Genomic DNA, 24,948 nt, shown 5'->3' with positions numbered 1-24,948 from the left:
GGCTGTACCTGCGCAGAGGCGGGTTCAGGCAATAGCTACCCGGTTACGCCCCTCCTGCTTGGCCTGGTAAAGCGCCCGGTCCGCCTCGCTCAATGCGTCCATGGGCCCGCTGCCAGCCTCGCCATCCCAGCGTGCCACCCCCAGCGAAACCGTCACCGCGCCCACCGGCTGCACGGGCGTATCCTGCACCGTGACCCGCAGCCGCTCGGCCACCACGGCGGCCACGTCCAGGCTGGCCCCCGGCAGCAGCATCAAGAATTCCTCGCCGCCGGTGCGGCACAGCAGGTCGCCCTCGCGGCAGCAGCGGCGCATCAGCTCTGCCAGGCGGCGCAGTACCTGGTCGCCGACCTCGTGCCCATGGTTGTCATTGACCTGTTTGAAATGGTCGATGTCCAGCACGATGGCGGCAAAGGCGCGGCCTTCGGCTTCCAGCAATGACAGGCTGAATTCCAGGCTGCGGCGGTTGCCCAGGCCGGTCAGCGGGTCGGTCTGGGCGTCACGGTTGAGCCGGCCGATGCGCTCCTGCAGCAGGTTCAGCCCGATCAACAGGGCGCGCTTGAGTTCGGCTGCCTCGAAGTACCAGGCCCGCACGCGATGCAAGCGCTCGGCGGTGCCAGCACGGTCCATCGCTCGGGCACCGGCAGCCAGTTGCCACAGCGGCCGGGCGATGGTCATGGCCAGCCACCACAGCAGCAGGCAGCCCACCAGCGCCAGGGGCGCAGAAGTGCCCACCACGCTGAGGATCAGGTGGTTCAGTGGCATCACCGTCTGCGTCAGCGGTTGCTGCGCCACCACCCCCCAGCCGGCGCTGGGTACAGTGGCAAACCCGGCGAGCATTTCCACACCCTGGCTGTTGGTCAGTTGCCGGGTACCGTTGTTTAGGGTCGCCAGCTGGTCGATCAGCGCATTGCCCTCCACCACTGTGCCGACCCGTTCGCTATCGGGGTGATACAGCAGGCGGCGGTTGCGGTCGACCACATACAGGTACGAACCGTCCTTGTAGAAATGTTCGCCCAGCAAGCTGTTGAGGATGTTGCGTTCACGCAGGTACAGGCTGCCACCGACATACCCCATGTAGCGACCGTTGCTGTCGAAAACGGGTTGCGACAGCGCCACCACCAGGTTGTCGGCCGCCGAAAGGTAGGGTGTGGAAACCAGCGGGCGGCGTTCTTGCAATGCTTCCTGAGCGCCGGGCGACTGTACGTGGCTGCCGACCAGGTGCCGTAGCGGGGCAGGGGATACTGCCAGCAGCACGCCGTTGGCATCGATCACGAAGGTGGAGTTGAAGGCCATGCTCTGGCTCAATACACGGTCGGTCTCCACCAGCAGCGCAGCGGCATCGCCCAGCTGCCGGCCTTGTACGCCGGCGCTGAAGGCCAACTGCTGCTGGGCGTTGCCGATGAAGGTTTCGGTGATGCTGGCCAGCTTCATCGCATACACCCGGTTTGCTTCCAGGGCGTGGTCGATCAGCAGCTGGCGCTGCACCCGGTAGCTGGCGAAATAGCTGGCGCACAGCATGACCAGGGCGGTGAGGGCGCAGAGCACCAGAATGAGTGTGCGTAGATCCAGGCGCAATCCGTGCTTGGCGTGTGGCAATCCTGACCTCGGGTGATTGAAAGTAGCGACGACCTTTCGCGCTAGGGGGGATGGGGCGCCGTGTTCAGGAACCAGGCCTGTCCAGTGCGTTCAGCTCGTCTTCCACCTGCTGCATGCGCCGCTCCACCAGCGCTTGCACCTTGACGTCGCGGGCGGTTTCGCGCATCAGCGCGGTGAGTTTTTCGCTCAGGCGCTTGCCGGCTTCGGTGTCTTCCAGCGCCCTGGCCTTGGCGGGGTCCTGGGTGGCGGCAACGATGGTGGCAAATTCGGCGTCGCTGAAGTTCTTTTCGCTGTACAGCCTGAACAGGTCCTGGCGCTGGTCCTCGACGGTCAGGTACTTGCGCAGTACATCCTGGATGGTGGACTGCGACAGCTGCGGGTGAGTGCGGCCCAGCAGCGTGGCCATGCGCTCGATGTTGTGGGTGTAGGCATCCTGCAGCGGCAGCTGGGCGAGGATCTGATCTTCGCGGGAGGGCTTCTGGTCGCAGGCGGTGAGGGCGGCAGTCAGCAGCAGGGGCAACAGCAACTTCTGGAAGCGAGGCATGGCGTGGCCTGGTCGGGCAGTGAAGACTGCCGATTATACCGATGTCCGCCTGGCCACGACGAGCTTTGTGATTTGCCTTGAACGGCGCGCTGAGGTAGAACCGTGCCCTCCAACCACTGCCAGCAGCCCCATGCCGAACTGGACCCTGCAACCTGTGGCGCGCGTCGCCATTGCCGAAGTCGTGGCGTTTGTCGATAACGCTCGCCGCGAGATGTTCCCGATGCTTGCGAAGGCGCCATTGCCGCACGACCTTGCGCATTTTGCCGACACCTACCTGGACGGCGCGGGATGCTTTCTTGAGGCCCGTGATGACGGGCGGCTGGTCGCGGTGATCGGCTACGTGCCCTATGACCACCGCTTTGCCCAGCTTGATTATCACGCTGAGCGGGTAGTCGAAGTGGTACGCCTGTTCGTGCTGCCGGCCTACCGCCGGCATGGCCTGGCTGCCGCGTTGTTCGGCGCGTTGCGCGAGCGGGCGGAGCAGGCAGGCATCGGCTGCCTGTACCTGCATACGCATCCGTTTCTGCCGGGTGCAATTGCGTTCTGGGAGCGGCAAGGGTTCGCGGTGGTGGATGTGGAGCAAGACCCGGTCTGGCAGACCACGCACATGCACTTGCGATTGCCCTGACCTGTGGGAAATCGCCTACAACGGCGCCTTTGGCGTGATCCACGTGTTCATTTCAAAACCGGCCCGGCTTGCTTACCTTCCCCTGTGCACGGCTTGCTCACTGCACCCGAGGGATACTCACGATGCCATACATGGCCCTGTACAAACTCAAGCTGCTGGACGAATTTGAAGAGCGTATTGACCGGTGGACCTTTGCGGATTTTGAAAAAAGGCTGATAGAACTGTGGCGGGGGGCGACCTACCATGACGCCAAGGGCATCATCAATGCGGCGCACAAGGAACGCCGTTGGCCGAGGGTGGTGAAGCGGTATCTGCTGACCAATTACAAGGTTTTTGGAAACGTAAGTTCAGAGCTGGAACGGGCGTTTGCCGAGGTGCTGGTCGCGATGAATGAACAGGAGCGGATGGAGTGGGGGTTGTTGCCTGCGGGTAGCTCGCTCGCATGATGGAGCCTGGGTGGCTCCTACAGGCGTCGCGCAGTCCGGGCTTTTCGCGATCCCTGTAGGAGCGGCCTTGCGTTGCGATGGGCTGCAAAGCAGCCCCAGGCTCCATCAGGCAACTCGGTCTATCAGAACCCCCCGGACAACGGCCACTCCACCGCCAACCGTATCTGGTCCCCGTCCAGCTCAGCCTGCGCCGTGTTCCCACGGTGCACGTTATGCCTCACCGAGAACGTCGTCCCCTTGGCCTTGCCGCTCTGCACCACATACCGCGCCTCCAGGTCGCGCTCCCAATGCTTGCCACCCTTGCCATACCCCAGGTACGCATACCCGCCATTGGGATCGACATGCGTGCCGTCGATATCGAACCCCCGCACATACAACGCCGTCAGGTTCAACCCCGGCACCCCATAGGCCCCCATGTTCAGGTCATAGCGTGCCTGCCAGGACTTCTCGTTCGGTGCGTTGAAGTCCGACATCTGCACGGCGTTGGCAATGAAGATTGCCCCTCGCGTCACGTAGTCGAACGGGGTGTTGCCGTCGACCTGCTGCCAGCCAAGGCTGAAACCGTGCGGCCCCTGGCTGTAGCGCGAGACCAGGCTCCAGGTGGTGTTGTCGATGCGCCCGGACAGCGCCTTGCCAGTGTCTGTGGTGCGGTACAGGTTGAGGTCCAGGCTGATGCTGCGTCGGTCATCCAGCGCATGGCTGAGGGTACTGCCCAGGTAGTGCTGGTTCCAGCTGTCTTCGTAGCGCGAGGTGTACAGGCTGCCGCTGAAGGCTGCGCCGGGGTTCCACACTACGCCGGCCAGGTCGAAAATGTTGCCCTGTTTGCCGTTGGAGTAGTTCACCACGAAGCCCTGGTCGTGGCTGGAGGCATTGCGGTCGGTGCTTTCGTTGAAGTGCCCGGCCAGCAGCTTGAGCGTGTCGAACTCGTTGCTGGTGAGGAAGAACCCTGTAGCGGTCTCGGGCAGCAGGCGGCTGTCGGAAGAGCTGAATACCGGGGTCTTGACCCGTTGCTCGCCATAGGAGAGCACGGTATTGGACGCCCGCAACTTCAGCGCTGCCCCTGCACGGCTGTATTCGTTTTTCGGGTGCCCATCGTTATCCACCCCCAGCAGGCGCGCTTTGCCCGTCCGCCCGCCGCCACTGTCGAGTTGCACGCCCAGATAGGCATGGGCATCGACGCCAATACCGATCAGGCCTTGGGTGAAGCCGGACTGAAATGTCCCCATCAAACCGTAGGCCCATTCCTCAGCCTTGCCATTACGTTCGCTGCGCGGTTTGTAGGCATTGCGCGCGGCACTGTTGCGCCCACCGTGCTTGTAGTCGCGTTGGTCGAATACGCTGCGGTTGAGCATGTTCCAGCTGCTGTCTTCGACAAAACCGTTGCTTTGCGACTGGGCGGCGTCGGCCAGGGCAAAGGTCGACAACCCCAGCAACGGCAGCGCCAACAACAGCCGGTTCATCGCGCGGCCTCAAGCTTCTGCAACTGGGCCGCGAAGCGGGCTTGCGCCCGTGCAGGCAGGCTGGCTGGCAATCCGGCAGCCGGCGCATCACCCACCTGGATCAGCATTACCATGCCCATCGCCAGGTGCGGAATGCATTGGATGCCGTATACGCCCGGCACGCTGAAGGTCTGCTCGAACGGCTGGTTCAACTTGCTCTTGAAGGGCTCGGCCCCGGTCGGTAGCAGGCCGGTCACGCTGGCTGCATTGTGCCCGCTCTGGGTGGGCAGAAAGCGCACCGTGTCGCCGGGGGCAATGCGCAGGTGGTCCGGCTCGTACACCATGGCGCCCTCGCTGCCTCGGTTGAGCATTTTCACTTCATGCACCTCGGCCAGTGCGGCGGGGGCAAGCAGGGCGCTGGCAAGCAGCAGGGCGACAGGGCGCAACAGCATCAGTAGAACTTCCTGGTTCAGGGGGCGCGAAAACGCAGGATGCGGGCGCCATCGAAGGGATCGGTGAGGTAACGTGCATGCACGCCGAAGGTGCACAGCAGGCGCTCTGGCGTGAGGACTTCGAACGGTTTGCCGAGGGCGACCAGGCGGCCGTTGTCCAGCACCGCGACGCGGTCGCAGGTGAGTGCCTGGTTGAGGTCGTGCAAGGCCACCAGCGTGGTCACCGGCAAGGCTTGAACCTGCTGCAGCAGGCTTAGCTGGTGCTGAATGTCCAGGTGGTTGGTCGGCTCGTCCAGCAACAGTACCTGTGGCCGTTGCGCCAAGGCGCGGGCGATGTGCACGCGCTGGCGCTCGCCACCCGACAGCGAACCCCACAGGCGTGTGCGCAGGTGCAGGGCGTCGAGGTCAGCCAGGGCCTGCTCGACGATGGCACGGTCCTCTCCAGAGAACGGTGCCAGTGCCGACAACCAAGGCGTACGGCCCAGGGCAACGGCATCGAACACACTGATTGCATCGAGGGTGTCAGCCTGTTGCTCAACCAGCGCCAGGGCCTGTGCAACACGGCGGCGGGGCAACTGTGCCAGCGGTTCGCCCAGCAGTTGCACGCTGCCGCTGGCCGGCTTGCGCAGCCCGGCCAGCAGCTTGAGCAGTGAGGATTTGCCGGAGCCGTTGGGGCCGACAATGCCCAGGGTTTCACCTGCCACAACGTGCAGGTCGATATCGCGCAGCACGGTATTGCCGGCCAGTTGCAGCCCCAGGCCCTGGCAGCTCAGTGGCGCAAGCTGTGCAGCGATCATGACCGTCATGAGTGCCCTCGGCGGCTGACCAGAATCAACGCGAACACCGGTGCACCGATCAGTGCGGTTACCACGCCCACGGGAATCACCTGGCCTGTAATCAAGGTGCGCGAAAGTACGTCGGCGGCAATCAGGAACAGTGCGCCGCCCAGTGCGCTGGCGGGCAACAGGCGGCTGTGCCCGGGGCCGAGTAGCAGGCGCAGGGCATGCGGGATTACCAGCCCGACAAAGCCGATGGCGCCGACGATGGACACCATCACCGCCGTGACCAGTGCCGTGCAACTGATCAGCAGTAACTGGGTGCGCCGCACCGGGATGCCCAGCGATGCAGCCGAATCGGCGCCGAAGGTGAAGGCGTCCAGCGCGCGGCGGTGCAACAGGCACACCACCAGGCCGAACAGCGCCACCGGCACAGCCAGCCACACGGAAGGCCAACGCACGCCGCTGAGATTGCCCAGTAGCCAGAACAGGATGCCGCGTGCCTGTTCGGCGGTGGCCGACTTGGTGATGAGAAAAGCGGTGAGGGCGGTGAACAGTTGCGAGCCGGCGATGCCGGCGAGGATTACCTGCGCGTTGTTGCTGCCTGGGCCGGCCGCACGGGCCAGTAGCAGCACCAGGGCGAACGCAGCCAACGCACCGATGAAGGCGCCACCGGACATGCTCAGCGCCAGGCTACCGAGGCCCAGCAGGCCGACCAGCACTGCACCGGTCGAGGCGCCGGCCGACAAGCCCAGCAGGTACGGCTCGGCCAGCGGGTTGCGCAGCAGCGCCTGGAGAACCACACCGCAGGTGGCCAGGCCGGCACCGCAGGCTGCCGCGACCAGGGTACGGGTCAGGCGGTAGTTCCAGACGATGCCGGCGTCGATCGGGTCAACCGGGTAGCCGGCCTGCCACAGGTGGTTGGCCAGCACCTGGCCGACCACGCTGGGTGACAGGTTGGTCTCACCGATGGCAGTGCCGGCCAGCAAGGCGGCCAACAGTGCCGCCAAGGCGATTGCGATGCAGGGTAACAGGCGAATCATCACTGGGCCGCTTTACCGCTGGCGAAGGCTGCCGACAAGGTTTGCAGGCCACGGAACAGGCGGATGCCGGCCTGCATGGCGTCGGCGTCGAGGACGATGATGCGGTTGTGATTCACCGCGTCCATGTTGCGGGTTACCGGGTCGTTGCGCAGGAATTCCAGCTTTTTCTGGTAGTCGTCGGCGGGGAAGCGGCGGCGGTCCATGCGAGCGATGATCAGCCAGGTGGGGTTGGCCTTGGCCAGGGTTTCCCAGCCTACGGTCGGCCACTCCTCGGTGGACTCGACCACATTTCGCACGCCCAACGTGCGCAGCATGAAGTCAGCGACCCCTTGACGGCCCGCCACGTAAGGGTCGATGTCGAGGTCGGCGCTGGAGAACCAGAACAGTGCCGAAGTGGTGGACAGGTCCTTGCCGGCCAGTTGTGCCTTGGCGCTGTCCAGGCGGCCTTTCAGCTCGGCGTTCAACGCAGTGCCTCGGTCCTGCACATCAAAGATCTCGGCCAGCTGGCTGACGCTGTTGTAGATGCTGCTGACCTGAAACGCCTGCAGGCGGGTGCCGTCGGCGCCGACCAGGTTGTCCTTGCCTTCGCAGTCCGAAGGCAGCAAGTAGGTGGGGATCTTCAGTTCATCGAACTGCTCGCGGGTGCCGACCACACCCTGGGCGCCGACCATCCATTCGAACTGCACCGTCACCAGTTGCGGGCGCTTGCCGACCACGGCCTCGAAGCTGGGGTCATTGTCGGCCAGGCGCGGCACCTTGTCGTTCTGCGCCTGGTACTCGGGCAGCACGTTGTTGAACCACAGCGAGGTGCCCGCCAGCTTGTCGCCAAGCCCGAGTGCGTAGAGCATCTCGGTGCCTGCCTGGCCGATGGTGACGGCGCGCTGCGGCGCCTGGGCGAAGGTTTGCGGTTTGCCGCAGTTCTCGACCGTCAGCGGGTAGTGGGTGGCAGCGGCCTGGGCCAGGCCAGTGAGGCCAAGGCCGGCGAGCAGGGTGGCGAAACGGGGCAGCATGCTGGGCGATCTCCTATCGGACAGTTCGGGTGAGGAACGCACGGACAGGCATCGCCGAGCCCCGCTGATGGCAGGGGCAACACTGATGGCCAATCCCGGACACCCCGCCGGTTGGTAAATGTAGGCCGGCAGGTCTCCTGACTGGTGCGTCATGGCCCGGCTCCGGCCTTCCCGGGCGCGTGGCCCAGTGGCATCGATGGAGCAGGCTCGGCACCTACAGTTGCGGGGGCAGTTCCGTTTGGCCCGTATTGACGGGCCTGGGATTCCCTATTAATTCCGTGGTGGAAACCGGCGGCCCGCATGGTAGACCATCGCGCCGCCGGGTGAAAACGCTTTTCAGAAGTACTTCAGCCAGGTGATGTCGCGGCGGCGCGCTTTCAGGCGGGCGAACCCGCGCACCGGCAGGTACAGCGAAACCGCCAGCGCCGCTGCGCCCAGCCACACCGCCGTGATGCCGTCGAAGCCGAAATAGTCGCCATGGTTGAGGCCGAACAGCGCCACGCAGGCCAGGTACAGCAGTTTCAGCACGTACAGGTGCAACAGGTAGAAGAACATCGGTGCTGCGCCAAACACTGCCAGCGCGCTGATCCACCGGGCCTGGCCGGCGCGCTCGAAGGCGCGCAGCAACAGCAGGCCGCAGCCCAGGGTCAGGGCCAGGAACAGCAGTGACGGCGGGTATTTGGTGATGTTGAAGAAGCTCATCACGGTTTGGGTGAGGGTCGGGTAACCGCTCCACGGCGCCTCGCCATAGCCGTTGAACAGGCGCAACAGGACAAAGCCCAGCAACGCAGTCAGCCCAGCCAGCAGCAGGCGCTGCTGGCGTTGGCCGGCTGTGCTGCCACGGGCGAACCAGGGGCCCAGGCCATAGCCCAGGGCGATGACGCCGATCCATGGCAGCACCGGGTAAGACGTGCGCAGGCGCAGGTTTTCGGAGAATTCAAGCCAGCCACGGTCGTGCAGGATGGCCCATGGCACGTGCAGGGCGGACTCCACGCCAAAGTGCAGGCCGTCGAGCAGGTTGTGACCGGCAATGATGACTGCGCCCAGGGCGAGCAGGGCCGCACGTGGCAGCCATACCAGCAGCGACAGGGCGATCATGCTGACGCCGATGGCCCAGATGACTTGCAGGTAGATGACGCTGGGGGGCAGTTGGAAGGTCCAGGCGAAGTTGACCAAAGTGAATTCCAGCACCACCAGGAACAGCCCGCGCTTGAACAGAAACGCCGAGACATCGCCACGGCCCTGGTGTTTTTCGCCATACAGCCAGGCCGACAGGCCGGTCAGCAGGACGAACACTGGCGCGCACAGGTGGGCCAGGGTGCGGCTGAAGAACAGCGAAGGCTCTGTGGCGTCGATGGTCATCGGGTCGCTGACCTGTCGGTGCAGGAAGAACGTTTCGCGGACATGGTCCAGAAGCATGAACAGAATCACCAGGCCGCGCAGGGCATCGATGCTCTGCAGGCGCTGGGTGATCAGGGAGGGCGTGGCGCTGGCGCTTGTCATGGAGGGTCGCTGATAGGAATGAATGTCATGTGAAACGTTATCTTATAACTAATTTATTAGAGGTTGGTAGAGTTTTTGTGTTGCCTGGGCCGGCCTCTTCGCAGCGCTAGGCTGCTCCTACCGGTCGGTGGTGACTTGTAGGAGCAGCCTTGTGCTGCGAAGAGACCGTTACAGGCAACTCAGTTCAGAAGGTGTAATCCACCGTCGCAAAGTACGACCGCGGCATCCCCATCAACCACTGCTGCCCACTGAAGGCCGACTGCACATACTCACGATCAAACAGGTTGTTCAACTGCAAGCCCAACTTCACATCCGGCAGCACCTGCCAGGCGATGTTGGCATCGACCACGGTGTACCCGGGGGCGCTCTGGGTATTGGCGGTATCGGCATAACGCTCATCTACGTAGCGCGCACCAATGCCGGCCTCTACCTGCTGGCCGAAGCCTTTGCTCAACCACAGGTTGGCGGTACGCCGTGGCACGTTGGCCGGCCGGTTGCCAGCACGGTCCTGCGCCACGCCGCCGACCATCTCGTCGAAGTCGTCATACCTGGCGCGCACCAGCGACGCGTTGGCCGACACCTGCCACTGATGCGCCAGGGCCAGTTCCAGGGTGGCCTCAAGTCCATCGGACGCCTGCTGCCCAGCCTGCTGCTTCTCGTGGGTGATCGGGTCGTCCACCAGCAGTTTCTTCTTGACGATGTGGTAGGCGGCAAGCGTCCATTCGCCACGGCCGTCCCAGAAGCGCTGCTTGAGGCCTACCTCGGTCTGCTTCGCCTCGGTCAGGTCATAGTGCATCTGGGTGGGGCTGAGGCTGATGAGGTTGTTGACCCCCTCCTGGCTAGTGGAGTACTGCCCGTACAGCGACAGGTCGTCGTTGATGGCGAACACGAGCCCGGCGCGCCAGTTGCCACCTTGCAGGCTGCGGTCGCTGCGGCTGTCGTTGGTCAGGTTGGTGCGGTCGATGTGGTTCTGGTCGCGGCGCACGCCGGTGACCAGCGACAGCCGGTCGCTCAGCTGCAGGCGGTTCTCGGCGAACAGGGCGAAGGTTTGGGTGCTGGACAAGGTTTGCGGGCGCAGCGGCGAGGCGCTGTGGAACCAGCCCGGTTCTGGTTGCCACGGGTCGATGTAGTCGCCGCCCACATCGTTGTAGGGCGCATTGCTGTCGACGTTGAAGCGGACCTTGTTGTATTCCGCGCCGATCACGGTCTTGCTGGCCAGGCCGAACACGCTGTGGTCAAAGGTGAAGGTCTGGCGGTCGCCGAACTGTTCCTGGTTGTGCTTGATTTCCAGGTAGCTGCCGCGCTGCAATTGCTGGCGCTCGGCGTCCCAGCCGTAGTCTTCGGCGTTGCGCCAGTGGCGGCGGCTCTTGATGTAGTACAGCTGGTTGCTCGCGCTGATGTGGTCGTTCAACGTCCAGTCGGTGGTCAGCCGGGTCCACTCATCGACGTAGTGCTGCACGTCGTTCTGCACGTTGTAGTTTTTCTTGCGCAGGCTGCTGCGGTAGTGCCCGTCGATCAGCGGGGTGCCATAGTAGTTGGCAGGCTCTGCATCGCCACGGTCGTGAGCAAGGGTGAAGCTGAGGTCGTCACTGGCATCGAAACGCAGCGCGGCACTCAGGGCCAGGCTGCGCGAAGTGGTGCGGTCGACCCAGCCGTTGCCGGCCTGCTGGTTGAGGGTGAGGCGATAGCTCAGGCGCTCGCTGAGGCTGCCGCCGCTGTCCAGGCCCAGCTGCTGGCGGTCCCACGAGCCGTAGCCCAGGCGCAGGTGGTTGCGCACCTCACCGGCAAACGGTTTTTTCGGGATCACGTTGATCACCGCGCCGGTGGCGCCTTCGCCATGCAGTACCGAAGCCGGGCCGCGAATCACATCGATGCGTTCGACCATCCACGGGTCGACAGGGAACGTCTGGGTGCCGGCACCGGTGTAGAGGCGGGCGCCGTCGAACAGGGTCATCACCGAGCTGTGGCCGGCAAAGCCGCGGGCGGACAGGCCGGTGCCGCCGTCGCCCGGTGAGCCGACGAAGGTGATGCCCGGCGACCGCGTTACCGCATCCTGCACGGTGAGGTTGTTGCGCTGCTGGATCTGCTCGGCGCTGATGCTGCTGGTGCTGGCCGGTGTTTCCAGGGCGCTGAGGCCAAGGCGCGAGCCTGCCGGGGTTGGCGTGGCCAGGTCGATCGCGCGGCTGTCGAGGGTGTCGGTGATGGCCGTGGAGGGCAAGGCCAGGGGCTGCGGGTCACGGTCATCGGCCAGGACCGGCAGGGCGACGGCCAGGCAGGCCGCCAGGGGGTGAAGCTTGAACTTACGGGACATGTCGTTCCACTGCTGCAGGAATGAATGGATCCCGGTGGAAAACACGCAAAGGCGAACCATGCAGGCAGGCGCGCGCACGGATTCCGGCCTGCGCCCGCCCACCGCGGGTTGCCAAGTGACGCTCCAGGCCGGTCTCCGGGCTTGCGAGGGGCATGACACCTTCACCTTCCCATGCATGTGCACAGTGGTATCTCGAAGGGGTCGCTCGCTTACCGTTGCGGGGGCAGCGCCGGACTTGTCGTGGGTACCACGACGCACCGGCTTCCCGTTTCACCCTGCGCGCGGCGGCGAAGGGCACCTGAAACTGGCGCGCATATGACCACTGAAATGCTGGGGCGTCAAATGTTGGCGTGCCATGAATACTGCGATAAAACACGAGGTTGCGCGCTTTTAATGACTTTTTTTCGAACTTTTCAGCTGGCGTTTGTCTCGAACCGCACGTTCGTCTTTCGTTATCAAGTCATGGAGACTTTACGCATGCCTGCTCGTCATCTGTTGCGCCACACCTGCCTGCTCGCCCTGATCGCCGCACCGCTGGCCGCCACCGCCGCACCCAGCACTGACCCGCTGTTCACCATCGGGCTGCAGGGCGCCTACGACAAGTTCAAGTTCGAAGGTGGCAGTGAAAGCGACAAGGAACACATGGGCCAAGGCGGCGTGTTCGCCACCTTCGGCAACAAGCTGACAGCCGAATCCGGGTTCATCTACCAGCTCGGCGCCGAAGCCAAATTCGGCAAGAAGAACGACAACAAGCTCAAGGAGGCCCAGGCCGACCTTGACCTTGGCTGGCGTGCGACGCTGGACGCTCGCAACTTTGTCGACGTGACCGTGGGCGGCGGTTACAGCTGGTCGCGCTTCGAGCCGGAAATCAACGACCTCGATACCAAGCTCACCGTGAAATCGCCCTTCGCCAAGGCGGCATTGGGCTACAACCATCAGTTCGACGCCTCGACCTTGCGCGTGGAAGTTGGGGCACGCCACACCCTGGACGGCCGCGCGCGGCTGAAGGTTGACGACTTTGGTAGCGACACGGTCGACCTGAAAGACCGCACCAACCCGTATGCCGAAGTGACGTTGCTGATGAACCAGCAGGGCGGTATGCCGGTGCAGGCGGGGGTTTATTACACCCGCACCGAATACAAGCTGGATGAAGACTCTCCAGCAGCAGACAACACCAAGCTCAAGCGTGACGAGTTTGGGGTGAAGGTGGGCCTGGCCTTCTGAAACTGAGCGTTTAGCATGCCCGACCTCTTCGCGGGTTCACCCGCGAAGAGGACTAACCTGCGAGAGAAGATCAGCGCCCGCGACGCCGTGACACCCGTGCCTCGATATTCTTGCGTCCGATCAGCAGTGGCGGCTTCTCCACCACCGGCTCATCCGCCAGCCACTTGTACATCACCAGGCAGTCCACCAGCCCCAGGCGGGCATGGCGATAAGCCTTGGGCAAGCGCCCGACCGTTTCGAAGCCCAGCTTGTGCCACAGTGCCACCGCGACTTCATTGCTGGCCACTACCGAGTTGAACTGCAAGGCCAGAAAGCCCTCTTGGCGTGCCAGCTTCTGCGAGTGCTCGCACATCAGGCGCGCCACGCCCCGGCCACGTGCCTGTTTGCACACCATGTAGCCGCAGTTGCCCACGTGCCCGCCAGGCCCGGCGGCATTGGCCTTCAGGTAATAAGAACCCAGCAGCTCGCCATCCTCTTCGGCCAGCAGCGTGTGCAATGGCAGCTCCAGCCACAGCTGGCGTGCCTGGTCGAAGCTCAGGGCTGGGTCGAATGCGTAGGTTTCACAGGCCTGGACAATGGCCTGGAAGGTGGGCCAGAAGCGCTCGAAGTCTTCGGCTGTCATGGGGCGAATGTGGATCATGCGGGTTCCTGCAAGGGCTGGGCCGCCAAGTCTGTGGGGCGCGGCGCCGTCGCGCAAGGGCGACGACGCCGTTTGTGCCTAGCCGTTGGCCTTGCCCACCGCATCCATGGCCCGCGCCGAGTACACCAGCGCAGCACCGGCGTTCATCGCCACCGCCACGCCGAGGGCTTCGGCAATTTCCTCGCGGGTGGCACCGTGCTTGACCGCCTGCTGCGAATGCACGGCGATGCAGCCGTCGCAACGGGTGGTCACGGCCACGGCCAGTGAGATCAACTCACGGGTCTTGGCGTCGAGGTGGTTGGTCTTGGCTCCCGCGCCACTGGCGGTCATGTACCCGGCCACGGTGTCGGGGGAGAGTTGCTTGAGATCGCCGATGCCGGCCATCAACTGCTTACGGTAGGCGTCCCAGTCCATCATGCTCATCGTCTTCACCTTGGGGTGGTTGCGAGTGGAGCTTTCAGGCTAGTCGAAGAGTGGCGAGAGCGAGGCTTGTACTTTGGTGGGTGTGCAGCAGTACTTGTGAGGGCAACTGTCTTGCACCATCACTTAGGCTGCCGCAGCACCTTGTAGGAGCAGCCTTGCGCTGCGAAGAGGCCAGTAAGGCTAAAGATTTTCTTCAGCTGCAATGGCCTCTTCGCAGCGCAAGGCTGCTCCTACAGACGGGAGCGCGCTGAGCATTCAGATGTAGATGAACACCAGCACCAGCGCCGCAACCACTGCCCACTTTTCCAGGTAGTAGCGCATGCGGTTGCGCTTCTTCAGCGCCTTGCCGCGTTCACGAATCTTGTAGATGCGGGTGAACAAGCGGTTGATACCGCCGGTCTTGTCGCCGTCACCGTTAGGCGCGGCGGCAGCGGCCATGACGTTGCGGCTGAACCAGCGGTTGAACGCAGTTGCCCAGCGGTACTTGAGCGGGCGCTCGACGTCACAGAACAGGATGATGCGGTTGTGCTCGGTGGTGTTTGCCGCATAGTGGATGTAGGTTTCGTCGAAGATCACACCCTCGCCATCGCGCCACGAATACTTCTCGCCATCCACGTCGATGTAACAACCGTCGTCGTTGGGCGTGTCCAGGCCCAGGTGATAGCGGTACGAGCCGGCATACGGGTCACGGTGGCGCACCAGCTTGGCGCCCGGTGGCAGGGTGGCGAACATGGCGGCCTTGACCGTGCCGATGCTTTGCAGCAGCTCGGTGGTGCGGGGGCACAGGGCCATCGCCGATGGGTGGCTTTCGCCATACCACTTCAGGTAGAAGCGCTTCCACCCGGTCTTGAAGAACGAATTGAAACCGACGTCATCGTAATTGTCGGACTTCTTGATTTCGCCCACGTGCAGCAACTGGCGGCCTTCCTCGCGGATTTCCTGCCAGTGGTCCTGCAGCGGCTTCAGTTCGGGGAAGGCTTCGACCGGCAAGTAAGGCTTGGCCGGGAGCTTGGAAAACAGGTACAGGAAACTGTTGACCGGGGCCAGGAAGCTGGAGTGGTCGCCCAGCTGGCGGGTCAACTTGTGGCGAACCCGACCGCGCAGGTGCACGTAGGCAATCGAGAGGGCGAAGATAAGTACGAGTGCAATTTTCATGGACGTTTACTTGTCGAAAAATGGCCATGCGCCATGGCATAAGCCCGCCAGCATAAACAATCATGGGGGTAGTTTGTACTTATTGTTACGAAACGCCGGGGCGACATTGGTGTAATGCCCTACAGTCTTGCGCAAACGTTTCACGTCATGGAGTTGGTATGGTTCAGGATATACGCCCCAGCGGTAGCCCGTTCAAACGGCTGTTTTTCGCCTTGCCGGTCAGCGATGCCCAGCGCCGGGCCTTGGCCCAGTGGCGGCGTGGGCTGGGCCTGCGGAGCGGCAAACCGGTGCCAGCGGCCAACTTCCACGTCACGCTGTTGTTCCTCGGCGATGTAGATACCGCGCAGGTGCCTGCGATCTGTGCGGCAGTCGATCAACTGGCGCTGCCGGCCATGGCACCGCGGCTTTTGCTTGACCGCTTGCAGGTGTGGCAGCGGGCTGGCGCGCTGGTGCTGGAGCCACAGCAGACACCGCCAGCCCTGTTGCAACTGGTGTACGGCTTGCAGCAGGCACTGCTGCCGTTGGGGGTGGAGGTGGCCAACCGTGAGTATCGGCCACACTTGACCTTGTCCAGGGATTACCGCGGGCAACCACCCGAGGCCAGCAGCGCGCCGGAGTTCTACCTCGCGGCTCGCCATTTCACGCTCTACGAGTCGCGCAAGGGCGCTTACCGGCCCTTGGCGCAGTGGCCGCTGGCAGATTGACCCGGGGTCAGAGTTGCGGGGTATACTTGACCGTCAGCATGAAGTTGCGTGGCTCGCCATAGTTGTTGCTGCCATTGAGCTGGTTGAAGCCTGCAACCCAGTACTTCTTGTCGAACAGGTTGTTGGCGTTGACGGCAAGGTTCACGTCGGGGGTTAGCTGGTAGGCCAGGCGTGCGCTCCAGACGGTATAGCCAGGCACGGTGTAGGTACGCTCGTAGCCGAGGGTGTGGCTCTGGGTGGTGAAGCCCAGGCCGGTGCTCCAGCGCTGGCCGTCCAGTGGCAGGGTGTAATCGGCCCATGCACGCAGCATGTGCTTGGGTGTCCACTGGCTGAAGGTGCGGCCTTTGTCGTCAGGGTCATCGAGGAACTTGGTGGTGTTGTAGGTGTAGCCTGCGAACAGTTGCAGGCCACTCAGCACTTCGCCGCTGATTTCGGCTTCGACGCCTTGGCTGCGCACCTTGCCCGCTGCGGTGGAGCAGTACCAGTCATCGCAGGCGAAGCCGGAGGCTACGTCGGTGACGGCGCGGTTTTCCTGGTCGTAGCGGAACAATGCGATCGAGGCGTTGACCCGGCCGTCGAGCAGTTCGCCCTTGAGTCCCGTTTCGTAGTTGCTGCCGATCACCGGTTTGAGCGGCGTATTGCCCACGGCGCGTTCGGTTTGCGGTACGAACACGTCGGTGTAGCTGGCGTACCATGCCCATTCGCGGGTCAAGTCGTAGATAAAGCCTGCATAAGGGGTGACTTGGCCCGTTTCGGTCATGCGGCTGGTCGGGTAGCGGGTACCGGGGTCGGTCAGGCTGTCGAAGTCGATCGAGTCCCAGCTGTAGTCGAACCAGCTAACGCGCGAGCCAAGGACCAACGTCAGGTCCTGGGTGGGTTTGACGCGCCAGGCGCCGTACAGGCCTGTCTGGCGGATGTCGTAGCTGGCCCTGTTGGCACGTGCCAGTTCGCCCTCGAAGACGCTGTCGCGGCTGGGTTCCGGGCGGTCATGGTCGATGTCGAAGATGTTGCCGCCGGCATCGAAATTGCGCCAGTAGGCGTCATCCGAAGTCAGCTTCGAGTAGTTGCCGCCCACGGTGATTTCATGGGCCAGTGGGCCGGTATCGAAGTGGCCCACCACGTTCATGTCCAGGCCCAGCTTGGTCGAGTGAAAATCGGTGAGCCAGTCGGCGTAGGTGATGCCGCTGCCGTCAGGCGCAACGCCCTGGCGGGTGCTCTGCACGCGCTGGTGGGTGGATGTGTTGGTTTCATCCATGCGCACGGCTGCGGCCTTGAAGGTCCAGTCATCGTTGAAGCGGTGTTCAAGGTCCAGGTAGTACGTGGTGACGTCGGTTTCTGCGCGGCTCCAGCGGGCGCCGGTGTAAGTCGAACGCGGCAGGTCGACCGGTTTGCCACTGGCGTAGCGTGGGAGGCCGCGCAGCATCGGCCGGGACTGCTGGCGGTTGTAGCTGATACCGCCGCCCACCGTGGTCGCGTCGTTCAGGTCGATGTCCAGGGCGCCATACAACGAATGGCTTTTGCTCCAGACATAGTCGATGAAGCTGTCGCTTTGGTCTTCGTCAGCGACAAGCCGCCCGCGCACACGGCCGTCGGTCGTCAGCGGGCCGCCGGCATCCAGCTGCAGGCCATAGTGGTCCCAGGAGCCAGCTTTGCCTGTCAGCGTAACGGTCGGCGCCGTTTGGCCACGCTTGCGCACCAGGTTGATTGCGCCACCTGGGCTGCCGGTGCCTTGCAACAGGCCTGAAGCACCGCGCAGCACTTCAACCCGGTCGAAGAACACCAGGTCCTGGGTGGCCCAGTTGCCCAGCGAATAGTTGTTTCGCGGGATGGGCACACCGTCGTATTGCCAGTCATCAATCTGAAAACCACGCGAGGTCACGACCACGCCAGGGCCAATGCCCTGCGCGCCGACAATGCCCGTGGTGTGGTTAAGCGCGTCCTGCAAGTCGGTGATGCCCTGGTCATCCAGTTGCTTGCGCGTGATGACGGTGACCGACTGGGGAATCTCCTTGAGGGTGTGCGTGCCTTTGCCCAGGGTCACCGCGCGGGCGGCATACGACCCGGTGCCTTCGCTGGTTGCGTCCACATAGTTGTCGGTGATGCTGGTGCTGCCCAGCTCCATGACGTCGCTGCCCAGGTTGCCGGGCGCCACACTGAAATGGCCCTCGGCGGAAACCCGCAACTGCAAGCCGCTACCGGCCAGCGCAGCTTGCATGGCCTGCTCGGCACTCATCTGGCCGACTACGGCAGGTGCCTGCTTGCCGCGCACCAGTGCTGGCTCCAGCGCGATGATGTGGCCGCTCTGGCTAGCGATGCGGTTGAGCGTGTGAGCCAGGCTGGCGGGTGGCAGGTCGAACACTTGGGTTTGCGCCTGGGCAAGCACGTTGAAGCTGGCCAGGGCAGCGACCAGGGGCAGGGCGCGGGGCAAGGGGTTGTACACGGATTACTCCCGAATGAAGTGGCTGTCAGGAGGTATGTGGGATGAGCAAAGAAAACTTGCCACGATTGCGAATGATTTCGATAAATATTTTGATCAAGCGGGTTTCAGGTCGATCAACATCAGCCACGGGCCATAGCGCTCCACGCTGATTGGCAGGGCCTCGGCCAACGCCTTGAACGCCTGCTGTGGCTGGGCCAGAGGAAATACGCCTTGTACCCGCAGGTCGCGTGCCGCGGGGGCGAGCCGGATGTAGCCACGCTGGTAGGGGCGCAGCGCGTCGATCACCCCATGCAGTGGCGCGTCGAGGACCTCCAGGCGGCCCTCCAGCCATGCAGCGCGTTGCTGTTGCTCGCCTGTCAGCCGCTCGATGGTGTTGTTCCGTAGCAGGGCAGCCTGCCCTTGCTGCAGCTCCGCCCACTGCCCATCGGCGAGACTGGCGCGGACGCTGTGCTGCAGCACCACGACCCGTGTGGCGTCCTGCTCCTGGCTGACCAGAAACCGCGTCCCCAACGCCTGCACTTGCCCTTGCGCGGTGCGCACGCGCAAGGGGCGCAGCGGATCGCGCGCAACCTGGATCAGCAACTCGCCGTGACGCAGCACCAGAAGCCGCTGCCCGGCATCGAACTGCACGTCGACCGCACTGGCACTGTTCAGGCTCAGGCGGCTGCCGTCTGCCAAGGTAAAACTGCGCCGCTCGCCACTGCCCGTGTGCAAATCGGCCAGCCAGCCTTGGGTGGTGTCGCTGCGCCATCCACCCCACAGCGCCGCGCCGAACAGCCCCAGACTGGCCATGGCGCCAAGTACGTCACGCCGTGAGCGAGTAGGCTGCATCAGCAATCGGCGTGCCTCTGCTGCTTGGCCAGGGGCACGTTGATCCAGGGCGAGCAGCGCGGCGAACGGATGGCCAAGGCGTTGCTCCAGGCGGTTCCAGGCTTGTTGGTGAGCGGGGTCTTGCTGCAGCCACAACCTGACTCGTTGCAGCAGCGCCGGGTCAGGCGTAGCGGCCCTGAGCTCGACCATCCAGTCGATGGCTTGCTCGCTGACCCGGTCCAGGGCAGGTCTGCTCATGCCTGCACCTCGCACAGGTAACATTGGCGCAGCGCCTGTTTCATGTAGCGGCTGACAGAGCGTTCGCTGATCTGCAGCTTTGCCGCGATGTCGGCGTAGTGCATGCCGTCGAGCTGGCTGTAGAGGAAGGTGGCTTTGACGACTGCCGGCAAGCCGTCCAGTGCCTCATCGATGCTCACCAGGGCCTCGATCAGCAGCAGTTGCTCCTCGGCCGATGGCGCTACGGCCTCAGGCAACCGCGCCAGGTGTTCCAGGTAGGCCTGCTCGAGCTGGCGACGGCGATGGCGGTCGAAGATCAGCCGACGGGCGATGACTGTGAGGTAGGCGCGAGGCTGCTGAATGCTGTCCGGGTCGACCCGTGCGCCGAGCATCTGGCAGAACGTTTCGGCGGCAGTGTCCTCTGCGTCGGCGTGGTTGCGCAGGCGTTTCTGGATGTGCTGGAGCAACCAGCGATGGTGGTCGCTGAAGAAAAAGCCCAGTTTACGGGTCGATGTGCTGTCCAACGCCTGGCTTCCGGTTGTTAGTGTGAATCGTTCTCAATGGTAGCCGGGTCGTCTGATTCCCTGCAATGGGCCGGTTACAGAACCGAGGTGCCGCTACTTGAATAGCGGCACTGCGCACAGTTCAGGCTGCGGCCTGGCAATCTGCAAACAGTTTTTGGCCCAAAGCGTGTGCGTGGTGCAAGTGGGGAAGCTGGTCAGGCCCTTCGCTGTCATCCAACAATGTGGAACTGAGTACTTCGGCGCCGCAATAGTCGAAGATGCCGTGCCCAATCTGCACGCGCATCGCCTCGCCATAGCCGTGCCGTTCGAAGGTGCCTGTATCGGCACCCGCGACGCCGATCAGGTGAACCTTCATGCCGCGCAGTTTCTTGATCGTGGTGCCTTCGTCATAGTCGAACGCCCAGCCGTTGCTGAATACCCGCTCGACCCAGCCCTTGAGCAAAGCCGGCAGTGACCACCAGTAGACCGGGTAGACCAGCACCAGGGCATCGGCGCGCTCGATGCGGGCCTGCTCCTTGAGTACATCGGCCGGCGGAGCTGCCTGCCGGCGGTGCACGGCATGGTCCGCAAGACCGAAGCGGGGGTCGAAACCCTCGCTGGCCAGGTCGGCGATCTCGCTGCTGTGGCCTTCGCTGGCCAGGCCGTCGGCAACCTGCCGGGCCAGCGCGTGGGTGAGGGATTGCGGGTCATGGTGACCTACGACGATCAGAGCGTGCATGGTGGCTCTCCATTCAACGATGCAGGGTAGCCTGAAGCGTTATATACTCCAGGTAAGTTACGTTTAGTAAGTTACTTTTGGTAGGTTATCAATGTCAAGCGATGATCAAGCAGGTTCGCGCAAGCGCCTGAGCCGCGACGACCGACGCAGGCAGTTGCTGGATATGGCCTGGCAATTGGTGCGGGAGGAGGGTACCGATGCCTTGAGCCTGGGCCGCCTGGCTGAACAGGCGGGGGTGACCAAGCCGGTGGTCTATGACCATTTCGAGACCCGCAACGGGCTGCTGGTGGCGCTGTACCAGGAATACGATGCGCGACAGTCGCAGATGCTGTCGCAAGCCTTGGCCAGCTGTGAAGCCAGCCTGGCCAGCCGCGCCCGGGTGATTGCCGAGGCCTACGTGGACTGCGTGATGAGCCAGGGCCGGGAGATACCCGGGGTGTCGGCAGCGCTGGCCGGGTCGCCGGAAATGGAGGCGCTGAAACGGGCGTACGAACAGCCGTTCCTGGACAAGTGCCGCGAAGCCTTGGCCGGGTTTTCGCCGAGCGGTAATGTAGGGGCTGCCGGCATGCGCCTGCTGGTGGGGGCAGCGGATGCGCTGTCCCAGGCGGCTGCAGCGGGAGAGCTGGAAGCCGGGCAGGCCAAGGCTGAGCTCAAGGCCGCCATTATCGCCATGGTCGAACGGCAAACATGAAGCGCATGCGACCATTGTGGGAGCATGGCTTCGCTACACAGGCAAGCTCTGATAGGGCTGTTCATCCCCCGGGCTGCGCTCGAACTGGCGCTTGTACTCGCGGCTGAACTGCGAGGTGCTCTGGTAACCCACCCGGTGCGCTGCCTGCGCCACCCCCAGGCCTTCGCCGATCAGCATCTGCTGCGCCTTGAGCAGCCGCAAGCGCTTGAGGTACTGCATCGGTGCCATGTCGGTGCAGCGCTTGAAGTGTTCATGGAAGGTCGAAACGCTCATGTTGGCCCGCGCGGCCAGTGCCTCCACGCTCAGCGGCTCGGCGTAGTGCTGGCGCAGGTGGGCGAGGGCGGCGCCGATGCGCGCGAAGTGCCCCTGTTGCTCCACCAGTGCTCGCAAAACACCGGCCTGCGGGCCGCGCAGCGCGGTATACAGCACCTCGCGTACGCGCGCCGGGCCCAGTACCTTGGCGTCAAGCGGGTCCTGCAGGCAGTGCAGCAGCCGTTCCACACTTTCGCGCATTGGCGCATCCAGTGCTGCGGAGGTCATCGATTGCGGTGTTTGCGCCTGTACTGCAGCGTCCGGCACCAGGCCCATGCTCTGCACCAGTTCACCTAGCACGCCACGGTCGATGTCCACCGCCACGCCCAGCAATGGCGCGTCAGGGGTGGCGAAGGTTTCGCACATGAACGGCACCGACAACGCCTGCACCAGGTAATGCCCGGCGCCGTACTCCAGGGTGCGCGGCCCCAGGCGCGCCAGCTTGCTGCCCTGGGCCAGGATCATCAGGCTGGGTTCATAGATCTGCGGGCTGCTGGCCACATAGTGGTCCCAGCTCAGCACCTGCACCTGGGGCAGGTGCGTGGGCACAAAGCCTGGCCGCGTGGCGAGGCTGCGGATCAGTGCGCAAAGCGGCGCATTGGCGTCGACGTGACGGGTCAGTTGCATGGTGAACCAAGTGCAGAGAATCAGACAGCTTGATCATCGCAGATTGAAGGCGTGGCGCCAGGTGTTAGATGACACCTTCGGAGAATCAGGCATGCATGCCGGAGAATCAGCCGTGGGCGCGGCGAAGTTGGACGCGCAGAATGTGCCGACTGAATCGTTTCACTTTACTGCGAGGCCCTGTATGTATACCGCCATCGGTTACGCCGCCCAAACTCCGACCAGCCCGCTGGCCCCCATGACCTTCGAGCGCCGCAGCCCGCGCCCGGATGACGTCGCCATCGAGATCCTGTACTGCGGCGTGTGCCACTCCGACATCCACCAGGCACGCAACGAATGGGGCATTGCCGTGTACCCGCTGATGCCTGGCCACGAGATCATCGGCCGTGTCACGGCAGTGGGCGCCAAGGTCACCGCGCACAAGGTCGGTGACCTGGTTGGCGTCGGCTGCATGGTCGACGCCTGCCGCCACTGTGAAGCCTGCGCCAAGGACCTGGAGCAATATTGCCTTGAAGGCCCGACCATGACCTACGCCACCCCGGATCGGGTCGACGGCAGCAACACCATGGGCGGTTACTCCAGCAGCATCGTGGTCAGCGAGCACTTCGTGCTGCGCATCCCGGCCGGCATGGACCTGCCCAGCGCCGCCCCTATCCTGTGCGCCGGCATTACCACCTATTCGCCGCTCAAGCACCACGGCGTGGGCCCGGGCCACAAGGTCGGCATCCTCGGCATGGGCGGCCTCGGCCACATGGGCATCAAGCTGGCCAAGGCCCTGGGCGCGGAAGTGACCCTGTTCACTCGCTCCCAGGCAAAGGCCGAGGAAGCCCGCCGCCAGGGCGCCGACCATGTGATCGTGTCCACCGATGCCGAGCAGATGCGCGCCGCTGCTGGCCGTTTCGATTTCCTGCTCGACACCATTCCGGTGCAGCACGACCTCAACCCCTACCTGGAAACGCTGACGTTCGATGGTGTGCACATCCTGGTCGGCCTGATCGAACCGATCGACCCGCCAGTGCATGCGGCCAACCTGGTGCTGAAGCGCCGGGTGCTGGCGGGGTCGTTGATCGGTGGCATCGCCGAGACCCAGGAAGTGCTGGACTTCTGCGCCGAGCACGACATCCGTTGCGATATCGAGATGCTTGATATCCGTAACATCAACCAGGCGTATGAGCGGATGATCGCAGGTGATGTGAAGTACCGGTTCGTGATCGACATGGCCACGTTGCAGGGCTGATTGATCGGCTGCCAGTACTGGCCTCTTCGCGGGCAAGCCCGCGAAGGGGCCAGTACTGGCTGCAAAAAATCCTGGTTCTGTTACCAGACCAATGCCTTGTCCCACCCCCGCCAGAACAACCACCGCCGCACCTCGCCATGTGCCCCGGTGCCGATCTGCCATTCAGGCCGCCCGCTATCCAGCGCAATCACCGACACCACCCCCGCGTGGCTAGCCGCCACCAGCGTTTGCCCGTCGGCGCTGATATCCATCGCACTGATGGTGGAGCCCAGGTAATGCTGCCAGTGCTCCGTACCGTCCTCGCCAAACGCCCGCAGGTAGCCATAGGCATCACCCACAATGTACTCGCCCTCGCGCGCCACCCCGGCGTATACCCGTGCGCCATCCTGCAGCAGTGGGGTACGTGGGTCCTGGCTGTAGTAGTCGGTCTCCAGCCCCGGCAAATCGGCGACGTTTACCCCCAGCGTGGCGCCGCTGTAGAAATGACAGGCATTGAGGGCCAGATGGTTACCGGTGCGGTTGAACAACGCAAAGTGCGGGTACTCGCTGCCAGGGCCGATGTCCGCCAGCGGCCTGAGTTGCGCGTCCAGTACCAGGTGCCGGCTGCCTTGCTCACCCACCACGATCAGCCGGCCATCCGCCGACACCGCGCCATGCTCCATGCTCAGCCCCAGGCTGATGTCGTCCGGGTCGGTGCCTTCGGCCAGCTCATCGAGCACGCGTGCCTGCTGCGGCAGCAGGCGAGTCGCACCCTGGGTGGACAGCACGAAGATACCTTCGGCACTCACCAGCAGCACGCGCTGGCCATCCGGGAAGGGGATCAGCGCGGTCGGGGTGGGCGGCAGGTCGAACGGCTCGAACGGGTAACCTGGCGGCAACCCCTCCAGCCCCGTGGGCCAGGCCAGGCGCTGCACGTGTGGGCCGCCCCAGCCATCGGTCACACGCACGCCTTCGGCGTTGGCCAGGGCGAAGTAGCGACGGGCCGGGCAGCGGCCAAAGTGTTCGATACCGATGACCGGGGTTACCCCTTGGTGGCCGATACGCACCACCTGGCCCTTGTCGTACGGCATGCCGATGCGTGCCAGCAGGCTGCCATCCTCCAGCAGCAGGACATTGCTGATGCCTTGGCCGTGGTCTTCGAGCAACGGTACCAGAGGGTGGTGCGCAGGTGGCCAGGCCTCACGGAAGGCTCGACGCTGTTGTTCGTTGGCGCCAGGGTGATTGGCTGCCTGCAGGGCTGCCAGCCAGGCGTCCAGCAGGTGCCCGGTGGCGGGCGCCTGTGGCTCTTCAAGATTGTCCCAGCCTTGCGCACGGCCCTGCGCGACGTAGTCGTTGACGGCCTGGGCATAGGCAATGACTGCCTGCTGCCACTGCTGCTGGGGGTGCTGCTTGTCCATGAGCGGATCGGGCTCCTTGTTGCACGCGCGTTTCACACAAAGCGCGCATGGTACTCCTTCTGCC

The 24,948-nt window shown here is 64.0% G+C and carries 24 protein-coding genes and 2 riboswitches; of the genes, 6 read left to right on the top strand and 18 right to left on the bottom strand.

All coding sequences use genetic code 11. The annotated features are described in order from the left end of the window. Window positions 1–24 precede the first annotated feature (24 nt). Together SB765_RS17105 and SB765_RS17100 are read right to left on the bottom strand one after the other, a co-directional pair. On the bottom strand, window positions 25–1,596 hold the full coding sequence (locus SB765_RS17105; RefSeq protein ID WP_410911247.1) for a diguanylate cyclase: 1,572 nt from the start codon (window positions 1,594–1,596) through the stop codon (window positions 25–27). A 64-nt stretch (window positions 1,597–1,660) separates the two neighbouring features. Further along, on the bottom strand, window positions 1,661–2,140 hold the full coding sequence (locus tag SB765_RS17100) for a hypothetical protein (RefSeq protein WP_410931656.1): 480 nt from the start codon (window positions 2,138–2,140) through the stop codon (window positions 1,661–1,663). Between the two features lie 130 nt (window positions 2,141–2,270). Here SB765_RS17100 and SB765_RS17095 point away from each other — a divergent pair, with 130 nt between their 5' ends. Both SB765_RS17095 and SB765_RS17090 read left to right on the top strand, forming a co-directional pair. Beyond that, a complete protein-coding gene (locus SB765_RS17095) occupies window positions 2,271–2,768 on the top strand; it encodes a GNAT family N-acetyltransferase (protein WP_341798215.1) in 498 nt (165 codons plus the stop codon). A gap of 131 nt (window positions 2,769–2,899) precedes the next feature. After that, the gene (locus tag SB765_RS17090; RefSeq protein ID WP_410931655.1) at window positions 2,900–3,214 is read left to right on the top strand and encodes a hypothetical protein; all 315 of its coding nucleotides are present in this window, start codon (window positions 2,900–2,902) and stop codon (window positions 3,212–3,214) included. A gap of 122 nt (window positions 3,215–3,336) precedes the next feature. Here the strand turns inward: SB765_RS17090 and SB765_RS17085 are convergent, their stop codons facing one another. From SB765_RS17085 to SB765_RS17055, 7 genes are all read right to left on the bottom strand, one after another. Then, window positions 3,337–4,674 (bottom strand): OprD family porin, encoded by a 1,338-nt coding sequence (locus tag SB765_RS17085; RefSeq protein WP_341798217.1) that lies wholly within the window; start codon window positions 4,672–4,674, stop codon window positions 3,337–3,339. Continuing rightward, entirely contained in the window at window positions 4,671–5,105 is a 435-nt protein-coding gene (locus SB765_RS17080; protein ID WP_341798218.1) for a pseudoazurin, read from the bottom strand. The genes SB765_RS17085 and SB765_RS17080 overlap by 4 nt, the downstream gene beginning before the upstream one ends. Before the next feature lie 17 nt (window positions 5,106–5,122). Then, the gene (locus tag SB765_RS17075; RefSeq protein ID WP_341798219.1) at window positions 5,123–5,911 is read right to left on the bottom strand and encodes an ABC transporter ATP-binding protein; all 789 of its coding nucleotides are present in this window, start codon (window positions 5,909–5,911) and stop codon (window positions 5,123–5,125) included. After that, window positions 5,908–6,924: a FecCD family ABC transporter permease gene (locus SB765_RS17070; protein WP_016500443.1), complete on the bottom strand. Its 1,017-nt coding sequence runs from the start codon at window positions 6,922–6,924 to the stop codon at window positions 5,908–5,910. Before SB765_RS17070 ends, SB765_RS17075 begins: the two co-directional genes overlap by 4 nt. Continuing rightward, entirely contained in the window at window positions 6,924–7,934 is a 1,011-nt protein-coding gene (locus SB765_RS17065) for an ABC transporter substrate-binding protein (protein WP_410931654.1), read from the bottom strand. The genes SB765_RS17070 and SB765_RS17065 overlap by 1 nt, the downstream gene beginning before the upstream one ends. Before the next feature lie 109 nt (window positions 7,935–8,043). Further along, window positions 8,044–8,242, bottom strand: a riboswitch (cobalamin riboswitch). Window positions 8,243–8,270: 28 nt separating this feature from the next. After that, window positions 8,271–9,437 carry a DUF1624 domain-containing protein gene (locus SB765_RS17060; RefSeq protein WP_341798220.1) on the bottom strand — a complete coding sequence of 389 codons (1,167 nt, stop codon included), beginning with the start codon at window positions 9,435–9,437 and terminating at the stop codon, window positions 8,271–8,273. 184 nt (window positions 9,438–9,621) lie between these two features. Then, window positions 9,622–11,748, bottom strand: coding sequence for a TonB-dependent receptor (locus SB765_RS17055; protein WP_410931653.1), 2,127 nt, complete (start codon window positions 11,746–11,748; stop codon window positions 9,622–9,624). 108 nt (window positions 11,749–11,856) lie between these two features. Continuing rightward, a riboswitch (cobalamin riboswitch) is annotated at window positions 11,857–12,065 on the bottom strand. Window positions 12,066–12,225: 160 nt separating this feature from the next. Here SB765_RS17055 and SB765_RS17050 point away from each other — a divergent pair. Further along, the gene (locus SB765_RS17050; RefSeq protein ID WP_410931652.1) at window positions 12,226–12,972 is read left to right on the top strand and encodes an outer membrane beta-barrel protein; all 747 of its coding nucleotides are present in this window, start codon (window positions 12,226–12,228) and stop codon (window positions 12,970–12,972) included. Between the two features lie 70 nt (window positions 12,973–13,042). Here SB765_RS17050 and SB765_RS17045 read toward each other — a convergent pair whose 3' ends face one another. From SB765_RS17045 to lpxO, 3 genes are all read right to left on the bottom strand, one after another. Next, window positions 13,043–13,612, bottom strand: a complete 570-nt coding sequence (locus SB765_RS17045) for a GNAT family N-acetyltransferase (RefSeq protein WP_410931651.1) — start codon at window positions 13,610–13,612, stop codon at window positions 13,043–13,045. A gap of 78 nt (window positions 13,613–13,690) precedes the next feature. Next, window positions 13,691–14,035, bottom strand: a complete 345-nt coding sequence (locus SB765_RS17040; RefSeq protein WP_027919898.1) for a carboxymuconolactone decarboxylase family protein — start codon at window positions 14,033–14,035, stop codon at window positions 13,691–13,693. A 255-nt stretch (window positions 14,036–14,290) separates the two neighbouring features. Beyond that, window positions 14,291–15,190, bottom strand: coding sequence for a lipid A hydroxylase LpxO (gene lpxO / locus SB765_RS17035; protein WP_049275535.1), 900 nt, complete (start codon window positions 15,188–15,190; stop codon window positions 14,291–14,293). Window positions 15,191–15,348: 158 nt separating this feature from the next. On the opposite strand from lpxO, the gene thpR reads away from it, so the two are divergent. Continuing rightward, window positions 15,349–15,894 (top strand): RNA 2',3'-cyclic phosphodiesterase, encoded by a 546-nt coding sequence (thpR, locus tag SB765_RS17030; RefSeq protein WP_410931650.1) that lies wholly within the window; start codon window positions 15,349–15,351, stop codon window positions 15,892–15,894. Window positions 15,895–15,901: 7 nt separating this feature from the next. Here thpR and SB765_RS17025 read toward each other — a convergent pair whose 3' ends face one another. The 4 genes from SB765_RS17025 to SB765_RS17010 form a co-directional block, all read right to left on the bottom strand. Further along, window positions 15,902–18,334, bottom strand: coding sequence for a TonB-dependent siderophore receptor (locus SB765_RS17025; RefSeq protein WP_410931649.1), 2,433 nt, complete (start codon window positions 18,332–18,334; stop codon window positions 15,902–15,904). Window positions 18,335–18,427: 93 nt separating this feature from the next. After that, entirely contained in the window at window positions 18,428–19,402 is a 975-nt protein-coding gene (locus SB765_RS17020) for a FecR family protein (RefSeq protein ID WP_410931648.1), read from the bottom strand. Further along, window positions 19,399–19,905, bottom strand: coding sequence for a sigma-70 family RNA polymerase sigma factor (locus SB765_RS17015; protein ID WP_016500433.1), 507 nt, complete (start codon window positions 19,903–19,905; stop codon window positions 19,399–19,401). The genes SB765_RS17020 and SB765_RS17015 overlap by 4 nt, the downstream gene beginning before the upstream one ends. 121 nt (window positions 19,906–20,026) lie before the next feature. Continuing rightward, a complete protein-coding gene (locus SB765_RS17010; protein WP_410931647.1) occupies window positions 20,027–20,623 on the bottom strand; it encodes an NAD(P)H-dependent oxidoreductase in 597 nt (198 codons plus the stop codon). Between the two features lie 91 nt (window positions 20,624–20,714). Between SB765_RS17010 and SB765_RS17005 the strand changes: the two genes are divergently transcribed. Beyond that, the gene (locus SB765_RS17005; protein ID WP_410931646.1) at window positions 20,715–21,314 is read left to right on the top strand and encodes a TetR/AcrR family transcriptional regulator; all 600 of its coding nucleotides are present in this window, start codon (window positions 20,715–20,717) and stop codon (window positions 21,312–21,314) included. A gap of 33 nt (window positions 21,315–21,347) precedes the next feature. Here the strand turns inward: SB765_RS17005 and SB765_RS17000 are convergent, their stop codons facing one another. Then, on the bottom strand, window positions 21,348–22,253 hold the full coding sequence (locus SB765_RS17000; RefSeq protein ID WP_049275529.1) for an AraC family transcriptional regulator: 906 nt from the start codon (window positions 22,251–22,253) through the stop codon (window positions 21,348–21,350). A 181-nt stretch (window positions 22,254–22,434) separates the two neighbouring features. On the opposite strand from SB765_RS17000, the gene calA reads away from it, so the two are divergent. Beyond that, complete coding sequence (gene calA, locus SB765_RS16995) at window positions 22,435–23,487, top strand: vanillin reductase (protein WP_341798228.1); 1,053 nt, start codon at window positions 22,435–22,437, stop codon at window positions 23,485–23,487. Window positions 23,488–23,567: 80 nt separating this feature from the next. On the opposite strand, the gene SB765_RS16990 is transcribed toward calA, so the two are convergent. Then, window positions 23,568–24,884, bottom strand: coding sequence for a hypothetical protein (locus tag SB765_RS16990; RefSeq protein ID WP_410931645.1), 1,317 nt, complete (start codon window positions 24,882–24,884; stop codon window positions 23,568–23,570). Between the last annotated feature and the right edge of the window lie 64 nt (window positions 24,885–24,948).

Origin of the sequence: Pseudomonas sp. SIMBA_067, from assembly GCF_046534675.1 — a bacterium.
In the GTDB taxonomy this organism is placed as follows: Bacteria; Pseudomonadota; Gammaproteobacteria; order Pseudomonadales; family Pseudomonadaceae; genus Aquipseudomonas; species Aquipseudomonas putida.
This window is presented reverse-complemented; position numbering and strand designations above follow the sequence as displayed.

Coding starts and splice junctions, on each gene's coding strand:
- SB765_RS17100 (WP_410931656.1), bottom strand. CDS start 2,140: ATGCCTCGCTTCCAGAAGTTGCTGTTGCCCCTGCTGCTGACTGCCGCC.
- SB765_RS17095 (WP_341798215.1), top strand. CDS start 2,271: ATGCCGAACTGGACCCTGCAACCTGTGGCGCGCGTCGCCATTGCCGAA.
- SB765_RS17090 (WP_410931655.1), top strand. CDS start 2,900: ATGGCCCTGTACAAACTCAAGCTGCTGGACGAATTTGAAGAGCGTATT.
- SB765_RS17085 (WP_341798217.1), bottom strand. CDS start 4,674: ATGAACCGGCTGTTGTTGGCGCTGCCGTTGCTGGGGTTGTCGACCTTT.
- SB765_RS17080 (WP_341798218.1), bottom strand. CDS start 5,105: ATGCTGTTGCGCCCTGTCGCCCTGCTGCTTGCCAGCGCCCTGCTTGCC.
- SB765_RS17075 (WP_341798219.1), bottom strand. CDS start 5,911: ATGACGGTCATGATCGCTGCACAGCTTGCGCCACTGAGCTGCCAGGGC.
- SB765_RS17070 (WP_016500443.1), bottom strand. CDS start 6,924: ATGATTCGCCTGTTACCCTGCATCGCAATCGCCTTGGCGGCACTGTTG.
- SB765_RS17065 (WP_410931654.1), bottom strand. CDS start 7,934: ATGCTGCCCCGTTTCGCCACCCTGCTCGCCGGCCTTGGCCTCACTGGC.
- SB765_RS17060 (WP_341798220.1), bottom strand. CDS start 9,437: ATGACAAGCGCCAGCGCCACGCCCTCCCTGATCACCCAGCGCCTGCAG.
- SB765_RS17055 (WP_410931653.1), bottom strand. CDS start 11,748: ATGTCCCGTAAGTTCAAGCTTCACCCCCTGGCGGCCTGCCTGGCCGTC.
- SB765_RS17050 (WP_410931652.1), top strand. CDS start 12,226: ATGCCTGCTCGTCATCTGTTGCGCCACACCTGCCTGCTCGCCCTGATC.
- SB765_RS17045 (WP_410931651.1), bottom strand. CDS start 13,612: ATGATCCACATTCGCCCCATGACAGCCGAAGACTTCGAGCGCTTCTGG.
- SB765_RS17040 (WP_027919898.1), bottom strand. CDS start 14,035: ATGAGCATGATGGACTGGGACGCCTACCGTAAGCAGTTGATGGCCGGC.
- lpxO (WP_049275535.1), bottom strand. CDS start 15,190: ATGAAAATTGCACTCGTACTTATCTTCGCCCTCTCGATTGCCTACGTG.
- thpR (WP_410931650.1), top strand. CDS start 15,349: ATGGTTCAGGATATACGCCCCAGCGGTAGCCCGTTCAAACGGCTGTTT.
- SB765_RS17020 (WP_410931648.1), bottom strand. CDS start 19,402: ATGAGCAGACCTGCCCTGGACCGGGTCAGCGAGCAAGCCATCGACTGG.
- SB765_RS17010 (WP_410931647.1), bottom strand. CDS start 20,623: ATGCACGCTCTGATCGTCGTAGGTCACCATGACCCGCAATCCCTCACC.
- SB765_RS17005 (WP_410931646.1), top strand. CDS start 20,715: ATGTCAAGCGATGATCAAGCAGGTTCGCGCAAGCGCCTGAGCCGCGAC.
- SB765_RS17000 (WP_049275529.1), bottom strand. CDS start 22,253: ATGCAACTGACCCGTCACGTCGACGCCAATGCGCCGCTTTGCGCACTG.
- calA (WP_341798228.1), top strand. CDS start 22,435: ATGTATACCGCCATCGGTTACGCCGCCCAAACTCCGACCAGCCCGCTG.
- SB765_RS16990 (WP_410931645.1), bottom strand. CDS start 24,884: ATGGACAAGCAGCACCCCCAGCAGCAGTGGCAGCAGGCAGTCATTGCC.